This window comes from Corynebacterium sp. HMSC065H09 (assembly GCF_001812845.1).
Taxonomy (GTDB): domain Bacteria; phylum Actinomycetota; class Actinomycetes; order Mycobacteriales; family Mycobacteriaceae; genus Corynebacterium; species Corynebacterium jeikeium_D.
In genome coordinates, this window is sequence record NZ_KV810592.1 from 105,073 (window position 1) to 121,129 (window position 16,057).

14 protein-coding genes and 1 tRNA gene are annotated in these 16,057 nt (G+C 59.0%); 7 read left to right on the forward strand and 8 right to left on the reverse strand.

What is annotated here, in order from left to right; translation table 11 throughout:
• Positions 1-6: 6 nt before the first annotated feature.
• The gene (locus HMPREF2878_RS07950; protein WP_222865373.1) at positions 7-2,040 is read right to left on the reverse strand and encodes a TPM domain-containing protein; all 2,034 of its coding nucleotides are present in this window, start codon (positions 2,038-2,040) and stop codon (positions 7-9) included.
• A gap of 28 nt (positions 2,041-2,068) precedes the next feature.
• On the opposite strand from HMPREF2878_RS07950, the gene HMPREF2878_RS07955 reads away from it, so the two are divergent.
• Complete coding sequence (locus tag HMPREF2878_RS07955; RefSeq protein WP_070653236.1) at positions 2,069-3,361, forward strand: deoxyguanosinetriphosphate triphosphohydrolase; 1,293 nt, start codon at positions 2,069-2,071, stop codon at positions 3,359-3,361.
• Positions 3,362-3,376: 15 nt separating this feature from the next.
• On the opposite strand, the gene HMPREF2878_RS07960 is transcribed toward HMPREF2878_RS07955, so the two are convergent.
• On the reverse strand, positions 3,377-3,952 hold the full coding sequence (locus tag HMPREF2878_RS07960) for a TetR/AcrR family transcriptional regulator (protein ID WP_048732681.1): 576 nt from the start codon (positions 3,950-3,952) through the stop codon (positions 3,377-3,379).
• A gap of 84 nt (positions 3,953-4,036) precedes the next feature.
• On the opposite strand from HMPREF2878_RS07960, the gene HMPREF2878_RS07965 reads away from it, so the two are divergent.
• Positions 4,037-4,732: a GAP family protein gene (locus tag HMPREF2878_RS07965; protein ID WP_083310836.1), complete on the forward strand. Its 696-nt coding sequence runs from the start codon at positions 4,037-4,039 to the stop codon at positions 4,730-4,732.
• A gap of 26 nt (positions 4,733-4,758) precedes the next feature.
• Here HMPREF2878_RS07965 and HMPREF2878_RS07970 read toward each other — a convergent pair whose 3' ends face one another.
• Positions 4,759-5,262, reverse strand: coding sequence for a guanyl-specific ribonuclease (locus HMPREF2878_RS07970; protein ID WP_049189621.1), 504 nt, complete (start codon positions 5,260-5,262; stop codon positions 4,759-4,761).
• A gap of 119 nt (positions 5,263-5,381) precedes the next feature.
• Here HMPREF2878_RS07970 and dnaG point away from each other — a divergent pair, with 119 nt between their 5' ends.
• Positions 5,382-7,313: a DNA primase gene (gene dnaG / locus HMPREF2878_RS07975; protein ID WP_080971472.1), complete on the forward strand. Its 1,932-nt coding sequence runs from the start codon at positions 5,382-5,384 to the stop codon at positions 7,311-7,313.
• Positions 7,314-7,332: 19 nt separating this feature from the next.
• On the opposite strand, the gene HMPREF2878_RS07980 is transcribed toward dnaG, so the two are convergent.
• Positions 7,333-7,965 carry an MBL fold metallo-hydrolase gene (locus HMPREF2878_RS07980; RefSeq protein ID WP_048732678.1) on the reverse strand — a complete coding sequence of 211 codons (633 nt, stop codon included), beginning with the start codon at positions 7,963-7,965 and terminating at the stop codon, positions 7,333-7,335.
• A complete protein-coding gene (locus HMPREF2878_RS07985) occupies positions 7,962-9,119 on the reverse strand; it encodes an S-(hydroxymethyl)mycothiol dehydrogenase (RefSeq protein WP_070653269.1) in 1,158 nt (385 codons plus the stop codon). Before HMPREF2878_RS07985 ends, HMPREF2878_RS07980 begins: the two co-directional genes overlap by 4 nt.
• A gap of 276 nt (positions 9,120-9,395) precedes the next feature.
• On the opposite strand from HMPREF2878_RS07985, the gene HMPREF2878_RS07990 reads away from it, so the two are divergent.
• Both HMPREF2878_RS07990 and HMPREF2878_RS07995 read left to right on the forward strand, forming a co-directional pair.
• Positions 9,396-9,467: transfer RNA gene (locus tag HMPREF2878_RS07990), tRNA-Asn, on the forward strand.
• A 430-nt stretch (positions 9,468-9,897) separates the two neighbouring features.
• The gene (locus tag HMPREF2878_RS07995) at positions 9,898-10,335 is read left to right on the forward strand and encodes a hypothetical protein (protein ID WP_049189609.1); all 438 of its coding nucleotides are present in this window, start codon (positions 9,898-9,900) and stop codon (positions 10,333-10,335) included.
• Between the two features lie 186 nt (positions 10,336-10,521).
• Here the strand turns inward: HMPREF2878_RS07995 and HMPREF2878_RS08000 are convergent, their stop codons facing one another.
• The 3 genes from HMPREF2878_RS08000 to HMPREF2878_RS08010 form a co-directional block, all read right to left on the reverse strand.
• Positions 10,522-12,042 (reverse strand): acetaldehyde dehydrogenase ExaC, encoded by a 1,521-nt coding sequence (locus HMPREF2878_RS08000; RefSeq protein ID WP_049170136.1) that lies wholly within the window; start codon positions 12,040-12,042, stop codon positions 10,522-10,524.
• Between the two features lie 121 nt (positions 12,043-12,163).
• The gene (locus tag HMPREF2878_RS08005; protein ID WP_049170138.1) at positions 12,164-12,877 is read right to left on the reverse strand and encodes a LuxR C-terminal-related transcriptional regulator; all 714 of its coding nucleotides are present in this window, start codon (positions 12,875-12,877) and stop codon (positions 12,164-12,166) included.
• Entirely contained in the window at positions 12,877-13,668 is a 792-nt protein-coding gene (locus HMPREF2878_RS08010; protein WP_083301589.1) for a sensor histidine kinase, read from the reverse strand. Before HMPREF2878_RS08010 ends, HMPREF2878_RS08005 begins: the two co-directional genes overlap by 1 nt.
• A 117-nt stretch (positions 13,669-13,785) precedes the next feature.
• Here HMPREF2878_RS08010 and HMPREF2878_RS08015 point away from each other — a divergent pair, with 117 nt between their 5' ends.
• The gene (locus HMPREF2878_RS08015) at positions 13,786-14,511 is read left to right on the forward strand and encodes an ABC transporter ATP-binding protein (protein ID WP_070546206.1); all 726 of its coding nucleotides are present in this window, start codon (positions 13,786-13,788) and stop codon (positions 14,509-14,511) included.
• On the forward strand, positions 14,508-15,944 hold the full coding sequence (locus HMPREF2878_RS08020; RefSeq protein WP_070546208.1) for an FtsX-like permease family protein: 1,437 nt from the start codon (positions 14,508-14,510) through the stop codon (positions 15,942-15,944). The genes HMPREF2878_RS08015 and HMPREF2878_RS08020 overlap by 4 nt, the downstream gene beginning before the upstream one ends.
• Positions 15,945-16,057: the final 113 nt, after the last annotated feature.

A 16,057-nucleotide genomic window follows, 5' to 3' on the forward strand; every position in this document is an offset into this window, starting at 1 on the left:
GGGAATCTAGAAGCCCATTGTGCTGCCGGAGCCGCCTGGTCGGCTCGAACCTCCGCCGAAACCGCCGAAGCCACCGATGCTGCCACCAAAGCCGCTGTTGTTGCTGAGCATGCTTCCCAGCACCATGCCGGCGACCATCGATCCGTTGCTGCCGCCACCGCGGCGCTGATCCTGGTAGCGGCGGATGTCACGGCGGGCCAAGTCAGCGGCCTCAGCCGCGAGCTTGCGCGCACGACGTGCGTAGGCCAACGCCTTTCGCGGATCGTCGTTGGCCAAGCCCTGAGCAGAGCCGTAAGCACGCTGCGCCTCCGCGAGGCGAGTGCGAGCCTCAGCGCCAACCACACGGCGGCGGGTAGCAATTAAGTCAGCCGCGGCGCGAATGTGATTGTCGGCATCCTGCATGCTGTGCTGCAAAGTAGCGGTAGCGCGGGCGAACGACGCGGCCTTGTCTCGAGCGGAGTCGAGGGCTTCGTCGAGTAGCTCATCGGCATCGGTCAGTGCGGTCCAGGAACTCAGTGGATCCACTTCGGACTTATTGGCTGCCACACCGAGTGCTTCACGGCCTGCTTCGATGGCCGCATTGAGACGCTCGCGGTTGATGTTGGCGCCTTGCGGTGCCGACATCAGGTGCGAGGCCTCATCGATTTCACCGCGGACCTCGGCGATAAGGGAAGCCAGTCCAGCGACTGCAGCGTGAATATCGCTATCGGCGTGTTCAATGGCCTCCAGAAGACTCTCTGCCTGTGTGAGCGCAAAGTCGGTGGCCGACAGCGCATCAATCAGACCACCTTGCTCACCGGCAGGTAGGTCCGCGATGCGGCGGGCCTCAGACATTGACTGGTCAGCCTGATTCAGGTGCTCCGTGGCCATGTCGATATTGTCGGTCACAGAGCTGAGCATCTGCTCTTCGTAACGTGCGCGCAGACCATCGAGAATTTCGCCGGCACGCGGCATACGTGAACGCAGCTCGACACTTCGCTGAGTGAGCTTCGAAATCGTCGCTTCAGCATTCATCAACTCCTGGCGGAGTTTCTGGAAGTTTGCGGCCTCGCCGTCGAGCTGGTCATCCGCAACACCACAGGTGGAGATAATCTCCAGCAGGACACTGCGGCGCTCGATTTCGTCGGACACGGAGCCGTCGTCAAGCTGTTGGCGAAGTGCAAACGCACGCTCGAGCGTGGACTGAGAGTGCTTCAGTGCGTTGTCGAAGCTGCGGATGCGTTCGGTGCCGAACTCAGCGCGGGCGAGGTCGAGCTCGGTGCGGGCTTTGCGAATGGACTCATCGGTACTGACAATCTCATCGTGCGCAAGAACATCGAGCGAGCTGGTGCTCAGCGAGTCCAGCGAAGAGACATCCTTGGGGTCGATGTTGCGGCCACGAGCGATCTCCTCCTCATCGCGCTTCTTCTTATTGCGACGGCCCACGGCCCAGGTGGCGCCACCGACAACGGCGGCACCACCGAGGCCGGCGCCGAGTGCCCACCCACCGGCGGAGCCGCTGCCACCGCCTGCCTCGGCGATGGCAGCTTCACCCGCAGCTGCCCAGTTGTCATCCTCTAACAACTGCCCTTGAGCTGCTCTGTTGATGGCCTCCGCGTTGCGGGGGAAGGAGTCTCCGACGAAAGCGCCGAGGTTTCGGTCTTCCACGGCGACGACCAGGACACCGCGGTTGTCGGCAGCTCCGAGGTGCTCCCAGGCCTGCTGCGCCCACTGTTCGCCCTGAATGCCGTCGAAGCTCTTGATGTAAAACACCGAGAACAGGAGTCGCTTCTCTGTCTTGAGCTGCTGAATCTGCTCCTTCAGACGAGCTTCATCGCCGCCGCTCAGCACACCTGCGAGATCAGCCACCTCGCCCGACACATCCGCCGGTGCCTCGGCGTGCGCCAGGGATGCTGACGGTGCGAGTGCCAGCAGCGAAGCAGGTGCGTGAACCGGTGGCTGTGCCGGTAGTGCGGCAGTAATTAGCGGCATGCTCAGGCCGAGAAAAGCACCCGATGCGGCAAGGTAAAGGGGGCGAAACACGCGATTCCTGTCAGACATATCTACAAGGATACGTAACAATAATTACGTGGCCGGTAAATTTTCGTATTCATCTTTTGAACTCGCTCGTATTGTCGAGGAGTCTCCGAAGCAGTCATTGCTGCCCGGGGTGCAGTCCTTGGAATCTCACCGGGCGGCGTTTGCGCGAGATCGCGCCCGCGTTTTGCACTCCGCAGCGCTGCGCAGACTGGCTGACAAAACCCAGGTCGTGGGGCCAGGAGAGGGTGATACTCCGCGCACGCGCCTGACTCACTCGCTGGAGGTCGCGCAGATTTCCCGTGGAATCGCCAGCGAGTTGGGTGCAGATGAGGATCTCGCAGAGCTGGCCGGCCTGACCCATGACATCGGGCATCCGCCGTATGGCCACAACGGCGAGCGCGCCCTCAACGAGATTGCCGCTGGTTGCGGCGGGTTCGAGGGCAACGCGCAGACGCTGCGTATTCTCACTCGCCTCGAGCCGAAGGTGCTCGATGGTACAGGTGAGCCCTGTGGACTCAATCTCACTCGGGCGGCGCTCGATGCGGCTTGTAAGTACCCGTGGACACCAATCGGTCCCGATGGTCAGCTCCGCCACAAGTACGGGGCCTACCAGGAAGATGCTGCGATCCTGCAGTGGATTCGCCAGGGCGTTCCGCACGGCAAGCAGTGTCTTGAGGCGCAGATCATGGACTGGTCTGACGATGTCGCCTATTCCGTCCACGATGTCGAGGATGGCATCGTCTCTGGCCGCGTTGACCTGGGTGTTCTGTGGGACACGGTGGAACTGGCCGCGCTCGCTGACAAGGGCGCTGCCGCATTTGGTGGCGATCCAGCGGAGCTCGTCGAGGCTGCCGGGCGTCTTGCCAGCTTGCCGGTGGTATCAGCTGCGGCGTCCTATGATGGTTCGCTGCGCTCGCTGGTCGCGCTGAAACGGATGACCTCGGAGCTGGTCGGCCGTTTCGTCACGGCTTCCGTCGCGGGTACGCGTGCTGCCTCCGGGTCGACGCTTCCGCTCGGGCGTTACGACGCGGACCTCGCCGTGCCCAGCTCGATTCTGGCGGAGGTCACCATGCTGAAGACCATCGCCGTGCTGTATGTGATGGATCTTCCGCGTCATATTCGCCGTCAGGAGCGTGAACGCGATCGTCTTTTCCGGGTGGCCGAGTATCTGCAGGAAGGTGCTCCAGGGACGCTTGATCCGATGTTCCAGTTGCTCTATTCCCGGGCGGAGAGTGACCAAGCGCGGCTGCGGGTTATCGTTGATCAGCTAGCGTCGATGACGGAATCGCGTGTAGAGCGGCTTGATCGCCGGATTGCTGGTGTGGCTGCGGCGTGGGGGTAGTGCTGTCAGCGATTACTATTTTTGAAGTATCCGCTGAAGGCTACTACTGAGGTCATCGGAAAGCGCCTTCGTAGTCTCTGCGTCGGGCTTCGCATGCATGTAATCGAGGGCTAGTCCATTTACGATAGCTGTGATGAGCCGGGCCGTCTGAGCTATATCTCCAGGGACGTCTGCGGCGGACAGTGCTGAAATGAGATGGTCCTGGAATCTACTGAGTTCGTTCTGGTACTCCTGGGCCAGGACTTTGCGTGTTGATGCAGCGGCACCGAGGATAACCCACAGTGCTGCGTCTTCGCGCTGTATTGGGCCGATGGGGAGTAGTTCGAGCAGGGAGCGGTGGAGCTGTTCTAGCGGCGAGGTATTCGATTGAAAGCGTAGCGACGAGACTCTTTCATGCTGTCGTGCTGCCGAGCGCAGAAGTGCCCTGCTGAGTAGTTCGTCTTTCGTGCCCATAAAATACTGCACTGTTCCAGGGGCTACGCCCGCCTGTTGAGCCACTTTTCGAACGCTGACAACGTCGAACCCCTGGTTAACAATTACTTTGATTGCTGCATCGGAAATGGCTTTTTCTTGAGGTGACATCATGCTCATATCCTAAAACTCCTTTGGGGTTTCATTCGCGCCACTTCCCGTACGACTGTATGATAGTTTACTATACGAATGTACGAGGGAGTGATGGAGATGGACTATCTTGTTCTTGTGGGGCTTGCGCTTCTTGACAGTCTCAGTGCTGGAACCCTGCTGATTCCAGTAGTGCTGCTCATCGTCTGGCAGAGGATGAGGGGTGCCGAATACGTTACTTATTTAGGGACAATTGTCTTGTCTTACTTTGCGGTTGGCATCGCGCTCTTTTTCGGCCTGCGTCAGGCTTTAGACGCAGTCTCGGGCATTGCATCCAACACTTGGTTCAGTTGGGTGATGATGGTGTTGGGTATTTTGTTAGCTGCTTACGGAATCCTGGCACCGAATCCCAAGAAACGGACCGTCGAAGAGGTACTTGAATCTCGGTCGGAGGACACGAAGAAAGGTTCTGCCGGCCTCCCCGCGATGGTGGGTTTAGCCTTAGCGGCAGCAGTTGTCGAGGTCGGTACGATGTTGCCGTACTTGGCGGCAATCGGAATTATTGAATCGATGGCAGTGCCTTTCGCAGTGCAACTGCTTATCCTCGCGCTCTACTGTGTAGTGATGATTTCGCCCGCAGTCATTGTTGGAGTGCTCTTCGCAGCCTTTGGAGATAAGGTCTACAACCGGGTAGTGAGCGTTATTCCCCGGTTGGAATATGAAACAAAGGTCACTGTTTTGTGGGTGGCAGCAATAATTGGCATCGTTCTTGTTGCCCGGAGCGCAAATCAACTCGGTTTTATCGGGTAGCGCTAGTTCCGCAGTGATACTTTGGCTCAGTCCTCCGCGTCAGGAATCTCGCAGAAGCTCTCGTAGTGGTCGTCGGTGTAGTACCAGACATCCGGATCGTTTTCGGAACCGCCGCCGACAACGATGCGGCGTGCACCGCGGCTGGAATTACCCGGGGTGGTCACGGTGTATTCGCGGTAGTAGTCACCGCGCTCCTTCGGCAGGCGTCCCTCGTAGTTGCCGAAGTGCTTGCCGTCGTGCTGCGAGTAGATGTGGTCCTGGTCGGTCAGGATGCGGTCGATAACATCGTCGGCCTCCTGCGGCAGGGTATCTACTGCGCAGGTGGCACCCTTTGCACCCGACTTGTTGCTGCTCGAGTTAGGACCCGGCTTGGGATTCGACTTCGCGCTAGAGGCGGCGGAACTCTGCGACCCCTGTGAGTCCTCCGACCCCGATGCGTTCTGATCTCCGCCATCGAGTCCCAGGTAACTACCAGCCAGCACCAGGGCGGCAGCGCCGACGCCGCTCGCAATCTTCTTCCACTCAGCCATGGCTAGTATCTTTCCATATCGGTCGCCGCCGGCACGTTATGGGCTGGGCGCGGGCGGCTCGTCGGCAAGCGAAACCTCTACGGCGGAGTCGATTGGACGGGTTGGGTAAGGTTATTTTCATGGCTAGGGGAAGAATTCCGGACTCCGATATCGCGGCAATCCGCGAACGGACTCCGATTGAGGAGATCGTTGCAGAATACGTGAACCTCAAACCGGCTGGCGCGGATTCTCTGAAAGGGCTATCGCCTTTTAAAGACGAGCGCACGCCGTCGTTCCACGTACGCCCCAATCATGGCTACTACCACTGCTTTTCCACCGGCAAGGGCGGTGATGTATTCAGCTTCCTCATGGAGATGGAACACCTGTCTTTCCCGGAGGCTGTCGAAGCCTGTGCGGAGAAAATTGGCTTCCACATTAACTATGAGGGCGGCGGCACGGGCCGTCGCGAGGAACCGGGAACCCGACAGCGTCTCATCGCCGCAAACCGCGAGGCACAGAAGTTCTACCGCGAACAGTTCTCCACGCCAGCGGCAGCGCCCGCGCGCGAGTTTCTGGAAAACCGCGGCTTCACCGCCGAGCACGCGGCCCAGTTCGGCTGTGGTTACTCGCCAGCCGGCTGGGACACTCTAACCAAGCACCTGCAGCGCCTGGGCTTTAGCTTCGAGGAGCTGGATAAGGCGGGTCTTTCCAAGATGGGGCGCATGGGGCCGATCGATCGTTTTCACCGTCGTCTCATGTGGCCGATCCGCAATATGTCCGGCGATGTCATCGGTTTTGGTGCCCGCAAGCTTTTCGACGATGACAATCTGGGCAAGTACATGAACACGCCCGAGACCATGCTGTACAAGAAGTCCAAGGTCCTTTTCGGCTTGGATCTGGCAAAGAAGGACATTGCCACTGGTCATCAGGCTGTAATCGTGGAGGGCTACACTGACGTCATGGCCATGCACGCCTCAGGCGTGACCACGGCCGTCGCGTCCTGCGGTACCGCTTTCGGCGAGGAACACCTCCAGCTGCTGCGCCGTCTCATGCTCGACGACAACTTCTTCCGCGGCGAACTCATCTACACCTTCGACGGCGACGAGGCAGGACAGAAGGCCGCCATGCGCGCCTTCGAGGGGGAGCAGAACTTCACCGGCCAGTCCTACGTCGCGGTCGCGCCGGACGGCATGGATCCGTGCGATCTGCGCCAGAAGAAGGGCGAGGCCGCAGTGCGCGATCTCGTTGCTTCACGACGGCCATTGATCGAATTTGTCCTCCGCACACTTCTGGCCGACTATGACCTGACCACCGCTAATGGCAGGGTCTCCGGGCTGCGCCGAGTGGTGCCTGTCCTGGCCCAGCTCAAGGACGCGGCGCTGCGCGATGAGTATGCCCGCGAAGTTGCCGGCTGGATTGGCTGGAATGATGAAGCCGAGCTTGTGCAGCGCGTCCGCGAGGAGGCCAGTCGGCCACAGAATGAAAAGCGCACTCCCTACCAGCGTCGCCAAGAAGAGGCCCGGGCCCGTGAAGAGGCGGAGGAAGCGCGGCGCCGGCGCAACCCGGCACTGCCGTATCCAAACCCGCGGGACCCTGTGCTTTATGCGCAGCGTGAGGCCCTCAAGCTGGCAATTCAAGAGCCCGCTACCACCGGCCCGGTATTCGATGCGCTCGCACCTGAGACCTTTGGGCATCCGACATACCGAGCGGTATTCGACGCCATCATGGCTGCCGGGGGCGCCTGTGGGGAGGCGGCCACACAGCCACATAGCTGGGCGACCGCAATTATGGATCAGGCGCGGGAGGACGTCGTCAAGCATCTCGTGACTGAGCTGGGCGTGGAGCAAATCGCCGTCGATGCAGAGACGCTGCGCCCGTATGCGCAGGCGATTCTGGCGCGGTTGCAGGAGGTGTGGGTCGGTGACCAAATTGCACAGCTGAAGGCGATGCTCTCGCGAATGCGGCCCTCAGATGACGAAACCGCCTACAACTCGCTGTTCGCGGACCTGCTCGCGATGGAGCAGTACCGCCGCGAACTGCAAGCAGAGGCGGTCAAGGTCGTGTTTGAGTAGCTAGCGACTAGTAGGGCGGCTAGTAGCCGCGGCGAATCCACTCTTCCAAGTGCGGAGCCTCGCGGCCAATCGTCGTGTGATCGCCATGACCCGTGCGGACAGTCGTTTCCGCAGGCAGAGTCAGCAGGTTGTCGCGGATGGAGTTAATAATCGTGTCGAAATCCGAGTAGGACCGACCGGTCGCCCCCGGACCGCCGGAAAACAGCGTGTCACCAGAGAACAGCTCCGCGGCCTCCGGTACGTACAGACAGCACGAGCCAGGGGAGTGGCCCGGAGTGTTAATAATGACAACCTCCGTGCCCGCAATCTCCAGGCGCTGACCATGCGCGAGATCCTCGTGCGCCAGATCCGGCCAGGACTGCTCCCACAGCATCTGGTCGCCCGGGTGGACGAGCAGGGGAGCGTCGAGCTTCTCCTGCAGTTCAGGGGCCACAGTGATGTGGTCGTTGTGTGCGTGGGTGCACACGATGGCCTTTACCTTGCGACCATCCACCGCATCGATAATCGGCTGCGCCTCATGCGCCGCGTCGATGACAATGACCTCACGGTCATCGCCGAGCACCCATACGTTGTTGTCTACGTCCCACGTGCCACCATCGAGCGAGAACGTGCCCGACGTGAGAACGTGGTCAACCCTCAAATCCTTGTTCACAGCGTCACCACCGATCGCAGTACCTTACCGGCCTTCATAGTTTCGAAGGCCTCATCAACATCCTCAATGCCAATGCGCTCCGTCACGAAGCCCTCTAGTGGCAGGCGGTTCTGCAACGACAGATCCACCAGCATCGGGAAGTCGCGCTCTGGCAGGCAGTCGCCGTACCAGGACGACTTCAACGCACCACCGCGGCTAAACACATCCGCCAGCGGGATATCCAGCTCCATTGTCGGCGCCGGAACGCCGACCAGAACAACGCGTCCAGCCAGGTCACGGGCGTAGAACGCCTGCTTGTAGGTTTCCGGACGGCCGACCGCATCGATCACGACATCAGCACCGAAACCATCGGTCAGCTCACGCACTCGCTTAACGACGGGATCCTCTTCCCCGGTGCCCTTATCGCTCTTAGCCAGCTCCGCAGAGTTAATAGTCTCGGTCGCGCCGAATTCGCGGGCGGTGTCCAGCTTCTCGTTCGAGATATCGATGGCAATAATCTTGCTAGCGCCGGCCAGCTTGGCACCGGCGATAGCGGCCGTACCAACGCCACCGCAGCCGATGACGGCTACCGATTCACCGCGCTTGACCTCGCCGGTGTTAATAGCCGCACCGATGCCGGCCATGACACCGCAGCCCAGCAGGCCCGCAACGGCCGGATCGGCTGCCGAATCGACCTTGGTGCACTGGCCCTCGTGGACGAGGGTGGCATCCGCAAAAGCGCCGATTCCAAGTGCTGGGGTGAGGACGGTGCCGTCGGCAAGCGTCATGGGCTTGGAGGCGTTGAAAGTGCTAAAGCAGTACTGTGGCTCACCACGCTTGCAGGCGCGGCACTCGCCACAGACGGCGCGCCAATTGAGGACAACGAAATCGCCGACGGCAACATGCGTGACCTCTTCGCCAATCTCGGAGACCACGCCTGCGGCCTCGTGGCCGAGGAAGAACGGGTACTCGTCGGTGATATCGCCGTCGCGGTAAGCCAGGTCTGTATGGCAGACGCCGCAGGCCTGGATGTCAACAATGACATCGTTCGGGCCCGGGGACGGGATGTGGATATCAGTAAGTTCTACAGGTGCGCCTTTTTCGCGGGCGATAACGCCGCGCACAACGCGTGCGGTTTGCTCGGTGTTTTCGGTTCCGTTGGTTTGTTCAGACATAAGCCCCATCGTATGAGCGCGGTATGAAAAGTGCATGATGGAAAGCATTTTCAGTACTGGTAGGAGCTTTGTGGGCGCTGTGTGAGGTTGCGTGGATTGTGTGGATTGCGTGGCTCTGAGAACTCACAACGGTGTCATGACGTGTGGGAAAAGAAGGTATAAATTGACCTTTGACCTGGCGATTTGTGAGTTTCAAGGGGTCTGGGTAAAGTATCTATCCGTCGCAAGGAACGGCATGGCCGAAGTTCGGTTTAGCCGGTTCTGTGCGGTGGATATTCCTCCATAGCTCAATGGCAGAGCATTCGACTGTTAATCGAAGGGTTGCTGGTTCGAGTCCAGCTGGAGGAGCAATTAAGCCAGGTCAGAGAGTTTTTCTCTGGCCTGGTTTTCGTTTAAGAAGACGAAGAAGACAAAAACAGACAGAAAATAATCCAAGCCCTAGGAAAGTCGGAAAAGCGTGTCTGGGCGGTGCGTCGCCGGTGGGCACCTTTCGCCACTTACCCCAGTGCGAGTTACTGACTGCGTTTATGGCTGATGGCGTTGGGTGGATGCGAGTTACTGACTGCGTTTATGTCAAAAATGGTCCGAAAAATGGCTTGAAAGTGTCATAAACTCACACAGTTTCACATTTGCAGCCCATAATTTTTCGGGGTTGTCAGTTTCTCTCCTTACCCCACTTTATGCTCGGAGATCTTTGTTCTTGTGGGCGTGACTCGATTCTCCACTGAGGAGGGGAGATTCAGCATTTTTGGAGGTCATCTCACGTAACCTGGGACGCATGAGGCTCGACAATATAACCCGCCCCTTGCTGGCGTCCTTTTTCGCCGCGGTCGCGTGGAGCGTTTTAGGTGGGCTAATCTTGCCGGAGCCCAATCTCGCCTACGACGAAGGAATTGCGTCGTGGATCGTGTCCATGCTGGTCTCAGTAATGCTGGTCGGAGCAATAGCTGTTTTTGCCGGTGATCGTTCGTCGGTCCGGGGGATGACCAGCGCGCGGAGCATTGTCGCAGCAGCTACCGGCGCAGGAATTGCTGCGCTTGGCGATTTGGCATTCCTATTTCTCACCACGCCGCCCGATGGCCAGGACGGCCTGGTCGTCGCCTATGTCGTGTTCTTCTACATCCCGCTACTATTTATCGGCGGATGGGCCGCCAGTGCCACGATTAAACGGGTGTGTAGGTGGCGCCGGAAAGCGAAGAAAGAAAGAGAGACCTAGCTGGCGGCCGTGAGCTAGGCCTCTAAATTTGGAGTCGCCAGCGCCTGGTGCGTCCGGTTAAGGCCGACCATTGCAACCTGCCGGGTGCGGAGGGCGTTTTTTCGGGGGGGGCAGAGGCAGTTGTCGACACCTTCATCGGACGTGAATCGGAATCGACAAACCGCCTAGCCCCAAGTGGGCGGATTCTTAGAACAGGCCAGTCGGGTTCTCGTCGTAAGAGACGAGCATGCACTTGGTCTCCTGGTAGTGCTCGAGCATCATCAAGTGATTCTCGCGGCCGATACCGGACTGCTTGTAACCGCCGAAGGCTGCGTGAGCAGGGTAGCTGTGGTAGTTATTCACCCACACACGGCCAGCCTGGATGCCGCGGGCAGCGCGGTAGGCGTTATTCTGGTTGCGGCTCCACACGCCGGCGCCAAGACCGTAGATAGTGTCGTTGGCAATCTCGAGAGCCTCATCCAGAGTCTTGAAGGTTGTCACGGCCAGGACCGGGCCGAAAATCTCCTCGCGGAAGAAACGCATCGAGTTGTTGCCCCTAAAGATTGTCGGCTCGACGTAGTAGCCTCCCTCCAGCCCTTCGAGCTTGGCGACGTTGCCGCCGGTGAGAACCTCCGCGCCCTCCTTCGGCCCGGACTCCAAGTAGCCGGAGATTTTGTCCAGCTGCTCCTGGGAGGCCTGGGCGCCCATCTGTACCGACGTATCCAGCGGGTTGCCGGTCTTAATCTGCTTAACGCGCTCGACCGCGAGCTTCAGGAACTCATCAGCGATGTCTTCGTGGACCAGGGCTCGCGACGGGCAGGTGCAGACCTCGCCCTGGTTCAACGCGAACATGGCCAGGCCCTCAATGCACTTCTCGCGGAACGCATCGTCGGCGTCCATGACGTCGGGGAAGAAGATGGACGGGGACTTGCCGCCGAGCTCCAGCGTGATCGGAATAATCTTGTCGGACACTGCCTTGTTGATTAGCTGGCCCACGGCAGTCGATCCGGTGAACGCAATTTTGGAGATCCGGTCGCTTGCGGTCAGCGCAGCACCGGCCTCGGTGCCGAGGCCATTGACGATGTTGAGAACGCCGTCCGGAAGCAAATCGGCGATAATCTCGGTGAGCATGAGAATCGACGCGGGGGTCTGCTCTGCTGGCTTGAGCACGATGCAGTTGCCGGCGGCGAGGGCCGGGGCGATCTTCCATGCGGCCATCAGGAGGGGGAAGTTCCACGGGATAATCTGGCCGACGACGCCGAGTGGCTCGTGGAAGTGGTAGGCGACCGTGTTGTCGTCAATCTGTGAGATGCGCCCCTCCTGCGTGCGGGTGGCCCCGGCGAAGTAGCGGAAGTGGTCGATTGCGAGCGGGATGTCAGCGGCGAGGGTCTCGCGAATGGCCTTGCCGTTCTCCCAGGTCTCGGCGACGGCAATCTTCTCAAGGTTTTCCTCCAGACGGTCCGCGATGCGGTGGAGGATCAGCGCCCGCTCGGCCGCAGGAACCGAGGCCCAGGAGTCCTTCGCCTTGTGCGCGGCGTCGAGAGCGAGCTCAATGTCTTTCTCGTTAGACCGCGGAACCCGGCAGAAAACCTCGCCCGTAACCGGGGTGGAGTTGTCCATGTATTGCCCGTCTACTGGAGGTGTCCACTTACCATCGATGAAATTTTCGTACTGCTCCTTGTACGTGAAGATTGCATCGGGGGTGCCGGGGTTGGCGTAAACAGTCATGTAGACACGTCCTTTCTATAGGGAAACAACAAACGTATGAGCCAACTTTAAATTGTGACTCGTGTCATAATCAACACTTATTTTTTCATCGCTTTTGCGAGAGATGCGATTGCTGCCGACCCTAAATCTGCCCCGACGTCGCCGTGAGAAATTCCAAAATTGCCCGCACACGGCGGTTTTCCTCGCCGGGCTCCAGATGCAGCTTCATAAAGATGTTGGACACGTGTTTCGCCACCGCCGCCCCGGAAAGCACGAGGTCATCGGCAATCTGCTTATTGGACTTGCCGCGTGCCATCAGCTCGAGCACTTCGCGTTCGCGCGCCGTTAAACTGGCTAGCCCCGATTTGCCGGACTGCATCAATGCCGTCGCCACATCAGGGTCAATCACCACGCCACCACCTGCGACGACCTCGAGCGAACCCAAGAAGTCCAGCACCTGGCCAACGCGGTCTTTGAGCAGATACCCGGTCCCGCCACTCGAGCTGCTGCCACTTGAGCCGGCCCCAGTACCAACCCCAGCACCTCCCGGCGAGAACAACTCACGCGCATACGCCGGCGCCACATACTGCGACAGCACCATGACATTCAGCTGCGGATAACGCTCGCGCAGTTCCACTGCGGCCCGCAGGCCGTCGTCACTCATCTTCGGAGGCATGCGCACATCGGTAATCACCAGGTCTGGCAGCTCGCCCGAGTCGTCAAACCGGTCATCGATGTCCGCCACCAGACCGTGCGCAGTGTCGACCATCGCAATCACTTCATGTCCGCGCTTTTCGACGAGCCCCGCGACTCCTTCCCGCAGGAGTGCCGAGTCATCCGCAATGACAATTTTCATTATTTCGCCGCACCTTTCTTCTCCACGCTTTCCATATCCATGCCTTCTATTTCTCCAATGCCCGATTCCCAGCGATTTAGCATCAAGGGAATTCTGGCTATTACCTGCGTTGGCCCGCCTTCGGGAGAGTGCATGGTCATCGCACCGTCAAAAGTGGCCAGGCGCTCTTTCATGCCCCGCAATCCGCGCCCCAATTTTGCCCCACCTGGGCCTTGGTCCGTAATTGAAATATTCAGTGTTTGATCTGAGGTGAGCAGCACAGAAACAGGAGCATTCGGCGCATATTTTGCTGCATTTGTCAGCACTTCTGCACAGAAAAAATATGCCGCGGCGAGCACGCTTTCCTCCAATTCCGGCAGCGGATAGGGAGTGTGTACAACAACGTGAGGGCCATATCCTTCAGCAATTTCCTCAACAGCCGCTTGCAGTCCGCGATCGCGCAACACCTGCGGATGGATGCCATGGACTGTTCGCCGCAAGGCCCGCAGGCCATCCTCCAAATGGCCGCGCGTTTCCGACAGGAGCTGCATTAGTTCCTCATTGCCAGTATTGGAGGCCTCTAATTCCGCAAGTCCTAATTTCATTGAAGCCGCAACAATGTATTGCTGAGCTCCGTCGTGGAGGTCATTTTCAATGCGGCGACGTTCAATCTCAAAGGCTTCGGCAATTGTTCGTCGTGAAGCGGTAAGTTCGGCGATGCGGGCGGCGGCGGATTCCTCGTAGCTGCGTTTATGCGCTTTTTCGCGACGGTTCGCGCCGATATATTTGCGGAAATAATCCTTCAGCTCCATAGTTTCCCATGGTACGAAAGCTCTGTGTGCGGAGGAATTAATTTCCGGCATGGTAGACCTAGCACTACCGCAAAAGGAAAGTGGGCACGGTGTTGAAATCGCCTCCGTGCGAGTGAAATGAGTGCCATGACAGAGAACAACAGCCCCAGAAACGCACGACTTTGTATCCGCGACATCACCAAGTCCTACAATTCCGCTCCCGTTCTCACCGGCATTTCGCTGACCATTGAGCCCGGCGAAACGGTTGCAGTCATGGGACCGTCAGGTTCTGGTAAGTCCACGCTGCTGCACTGCATGTCCGGCGTTTTGCTACCGGACGACGGCGACGTCATCTTCGGTGACACAAAGATCAGTTCGCTTTCCGACGCCGACCGCTCCGCCCTCCGCCTGCACGACTTCGGCTTCGTTTTCCAAGATGGCCAGCTCCTTCCCGAGCTGACTGCCAGGGAAAACGTTGCTCTGCCAATGATTCTGCAGGGCAAGAAGCGCTCGAAGTCACTCGCGCTTGCCGACGATGTCCTCAACCGCCTGGGGCTCAAGGACCTCACGCGCCGTCGCCCAGGACAGATGTCCGGCGGTCAAGCACAACGTGTGGCAATTGCCCGCGCGATGGCCGGCGAGCCAGGTGTCATCTTCGCCGATGAGCCGACTGGCGCGCTGGACCAGTCCACAGGCCATGAGGTCATGCAGCAGCTCACCGCGTTGGTGGAGCAGACTGGCACGACATTGGTGATGGTCACGCACGATGTGAAGGTGGCCGACTGGTGTCGTCGACGTGTGGAGATCCGCGATGGCCTGATTCACGACGACCGCATGCTGGCAGGAGCGGAGGTTACAAAGTGAGCACCGTAACTGAAGCAACAAAACCCCAGAGAATTCCTACCGGCGCACTAGCGGACTTGAGCACGCGGCTGCAGCGCGCCGGGCGTGAATCCCATTCGGGAAACGGCTGGCTGTCCGCATTGTCCGTGGTGGCCATGACCGTGAGTACCTGGTTGGCGTTGGTCGTCGTCGGTGGCACGGCGATGTTTTACCGCCGTTGGCAGGCTGAGCCAAAGCTGCCGCCGAACCCAACACCCGAGGATTACATGAATCAAGGTCAGGGCGAGATGTACCTGCAGCTGGCACTCGTGGCCTGTGTTTTTGTGATTCCGGCAATGGTTTCGCTCGTGGCACAGTCGGCGGTGCTTGGCGCTGCAGGACGTGAGCAGCGATTGGCAACTCTGCGCTTGATTGGTCTGTCTAACGGGGCAGTTACGCGCATGGTGATTATCGAAACCCTCGTATTGGCAGCTGTAGGGCTTGTCGTGGGCACGTTGTTGTCGGTGGCCACTGCGCCATTCTGGGCGATAATCAAGTTCGACAATGACTACCTGGATACCTGGGACATGTTGCTGCCCTGGTGGGGCTACCCGCTGGTCTGGGTTGCCGTGGTGCTCCTCGCGCTCTATGCGGCTGTGGTTGGTTTGCGAAGGGTGATGATTTCACCACTCGGCGTTAGCCGCAAGGAAGTGCCCAAGTCGATGAAGGCTTGGCGCATGATTGTGGCCGTTGTTATCGGTGCGATCGTCCTATACGTGATTGCCAACTCCAATATCGCGGGTGGAACCGTCACTGCCACGCTTGGTGTCGCAGCGATGATGTACCTGATGGTCTGGGCAATTGGCCTGGTGGCGCCTTTCTTTATCCAGCTTGTTGCCCGCATCTCCAGCTTCTTCGGTACTTCAAGTGATTTTGTGGCGACGCGACGAGTCGCGACTAACGCTAAGGAATCGTGGCGTCGAGTAAGTTCCATGGCCTTCCTGTCTCTGCTGCTTGGCTACACAATGATGGTGCCTGGCGAAGACAAGATTGAAGAGGTTGCAGATGTCACATTCGCGCACGATATTGCAACCGGTGTGACTATCACTTTCGTAATCGGTTTCATTCTGTTGCTGGTGTCAACGCTTTTGACTCAGGCCTCAGCCGTCTATGAAGAGGCATCGCTGACAAAGGCGCTGGACTTCATCGGGACGCCAATCAGCTTCCACCGCACGGTCACTTTCAAGCAGACATTCTTTCCCATGCTTGCGACCAGCATCTTCGGCTTTGTTATGGGTGCGCTGTTGGGAGCCACCATGTTCGGCCCGATTGCGAACGAAATCACGTTTGGTCAACGCTCACTTGTTGTTGCGCTGGCGTACCTCGTGGGAGTTGTATCAGTTGGCGCTGTGACCTTGGCGGTTGATCCGCTTCGCCACAAGTTGCTGGGTCGACAGATTCGCCATAACGACTAGTCGCCATTAAAAGGGCAGTGGAGTGGCCGGGCAGTGGTGCTCGGTGCTCGGCCAGTTCCTTAGGGTTCAACTTGAGGATTAGAGCCTGTAACCAACTGTGGTTCATCTGATAA

What these genes read in the sequence shown, in the direction of transcription:
- HMPREF2878_RS07950 (WP_222865373.1), bottom strand. Translation starts at nt 2,040, where the DNA reads ATGTCTGACAGGAATCGCGTGTTTCGCCCCCTTTACCTTGCCGCATCG.
- HMPREF2878_RS07960 (WP_048732681.1), bottom strand. Translation starts at nt 3,952, where the DNA reads ATGAGCATGATGTCACCTCAAGAAAAAGCCATTTCCGATGCAGCAATC.
- HMPREF2878_RS07965 (WP_083310836.1), top strand. Translation starts at nt 4,037, where the DNA reads ATGGAGATGGACTATCTTGTTCTTGTGGGGCTTGCGCTTCTTGACAGT.
- HMPREF2878_RS07970 (WP_049189621.1), bottom strand. Translation starts at nt 5,262, where the DNA reads ATGGCTGAGTGGAAGAAGATTGCGAGCGGCGTCGGCGCTGCCGCCCTG.
- dnaG (WP_080971472.1), top strand. Translation starts at nt 5,382, where the DNA reads ATGGCTAGGGGAAGAATTCCGGACTCCGATATCGCGGCAATCCGCGAA.
- HMPREF2878_RS07985 (WP_070653269.1), bottom strand. Translation starts at nt 9,119, where the DNA reads ATGTCTGAACAAACCAACGGAACCGAAAACACCGAGCAAACCGCACGC.
- HMPREF2878_RS07995 (WP_049189609.1), top strand. Translation starts at nt 9,898, where the DNA reads ATGAGGCTCGACAATATAACCCGCCCCTTGCTGGCGTCCTTTTTCGCC.
- HMPREF2878_RS08000 (WP_049170136.1), bottom strand. Translation starts at nt 12,042, where the DNA reads ATGACTGTTTACGCCAACCCCGGCACCCCCGATGCAATCTTCACGTAC.
- HMPREF2878_RS08005 (WP_049170138.1), bottom strand. Translation starts at nt 12,877, where the DNA reads ATGAAAATTGTCATTGCGGATGACTCGGCACTCCTGCGGGAAGGAGTC.
- HMPREF2878_RS08010 (WP_083301589.1), bottom strand. Translation starts at nt 13,668, where the DNA reads ATGGAGCTGAAGGATTATTTCCGCAAATATATCGGCGCGAACCGTCGC.
- HMPREF2878_RS08015 (WP_070546206.1), top strand. Translation starts at nt 13,786, where the DNA reads ATGAGTGCCATGACAGAGAACAACAGCCCCAGAAACGCACGACTTTGT.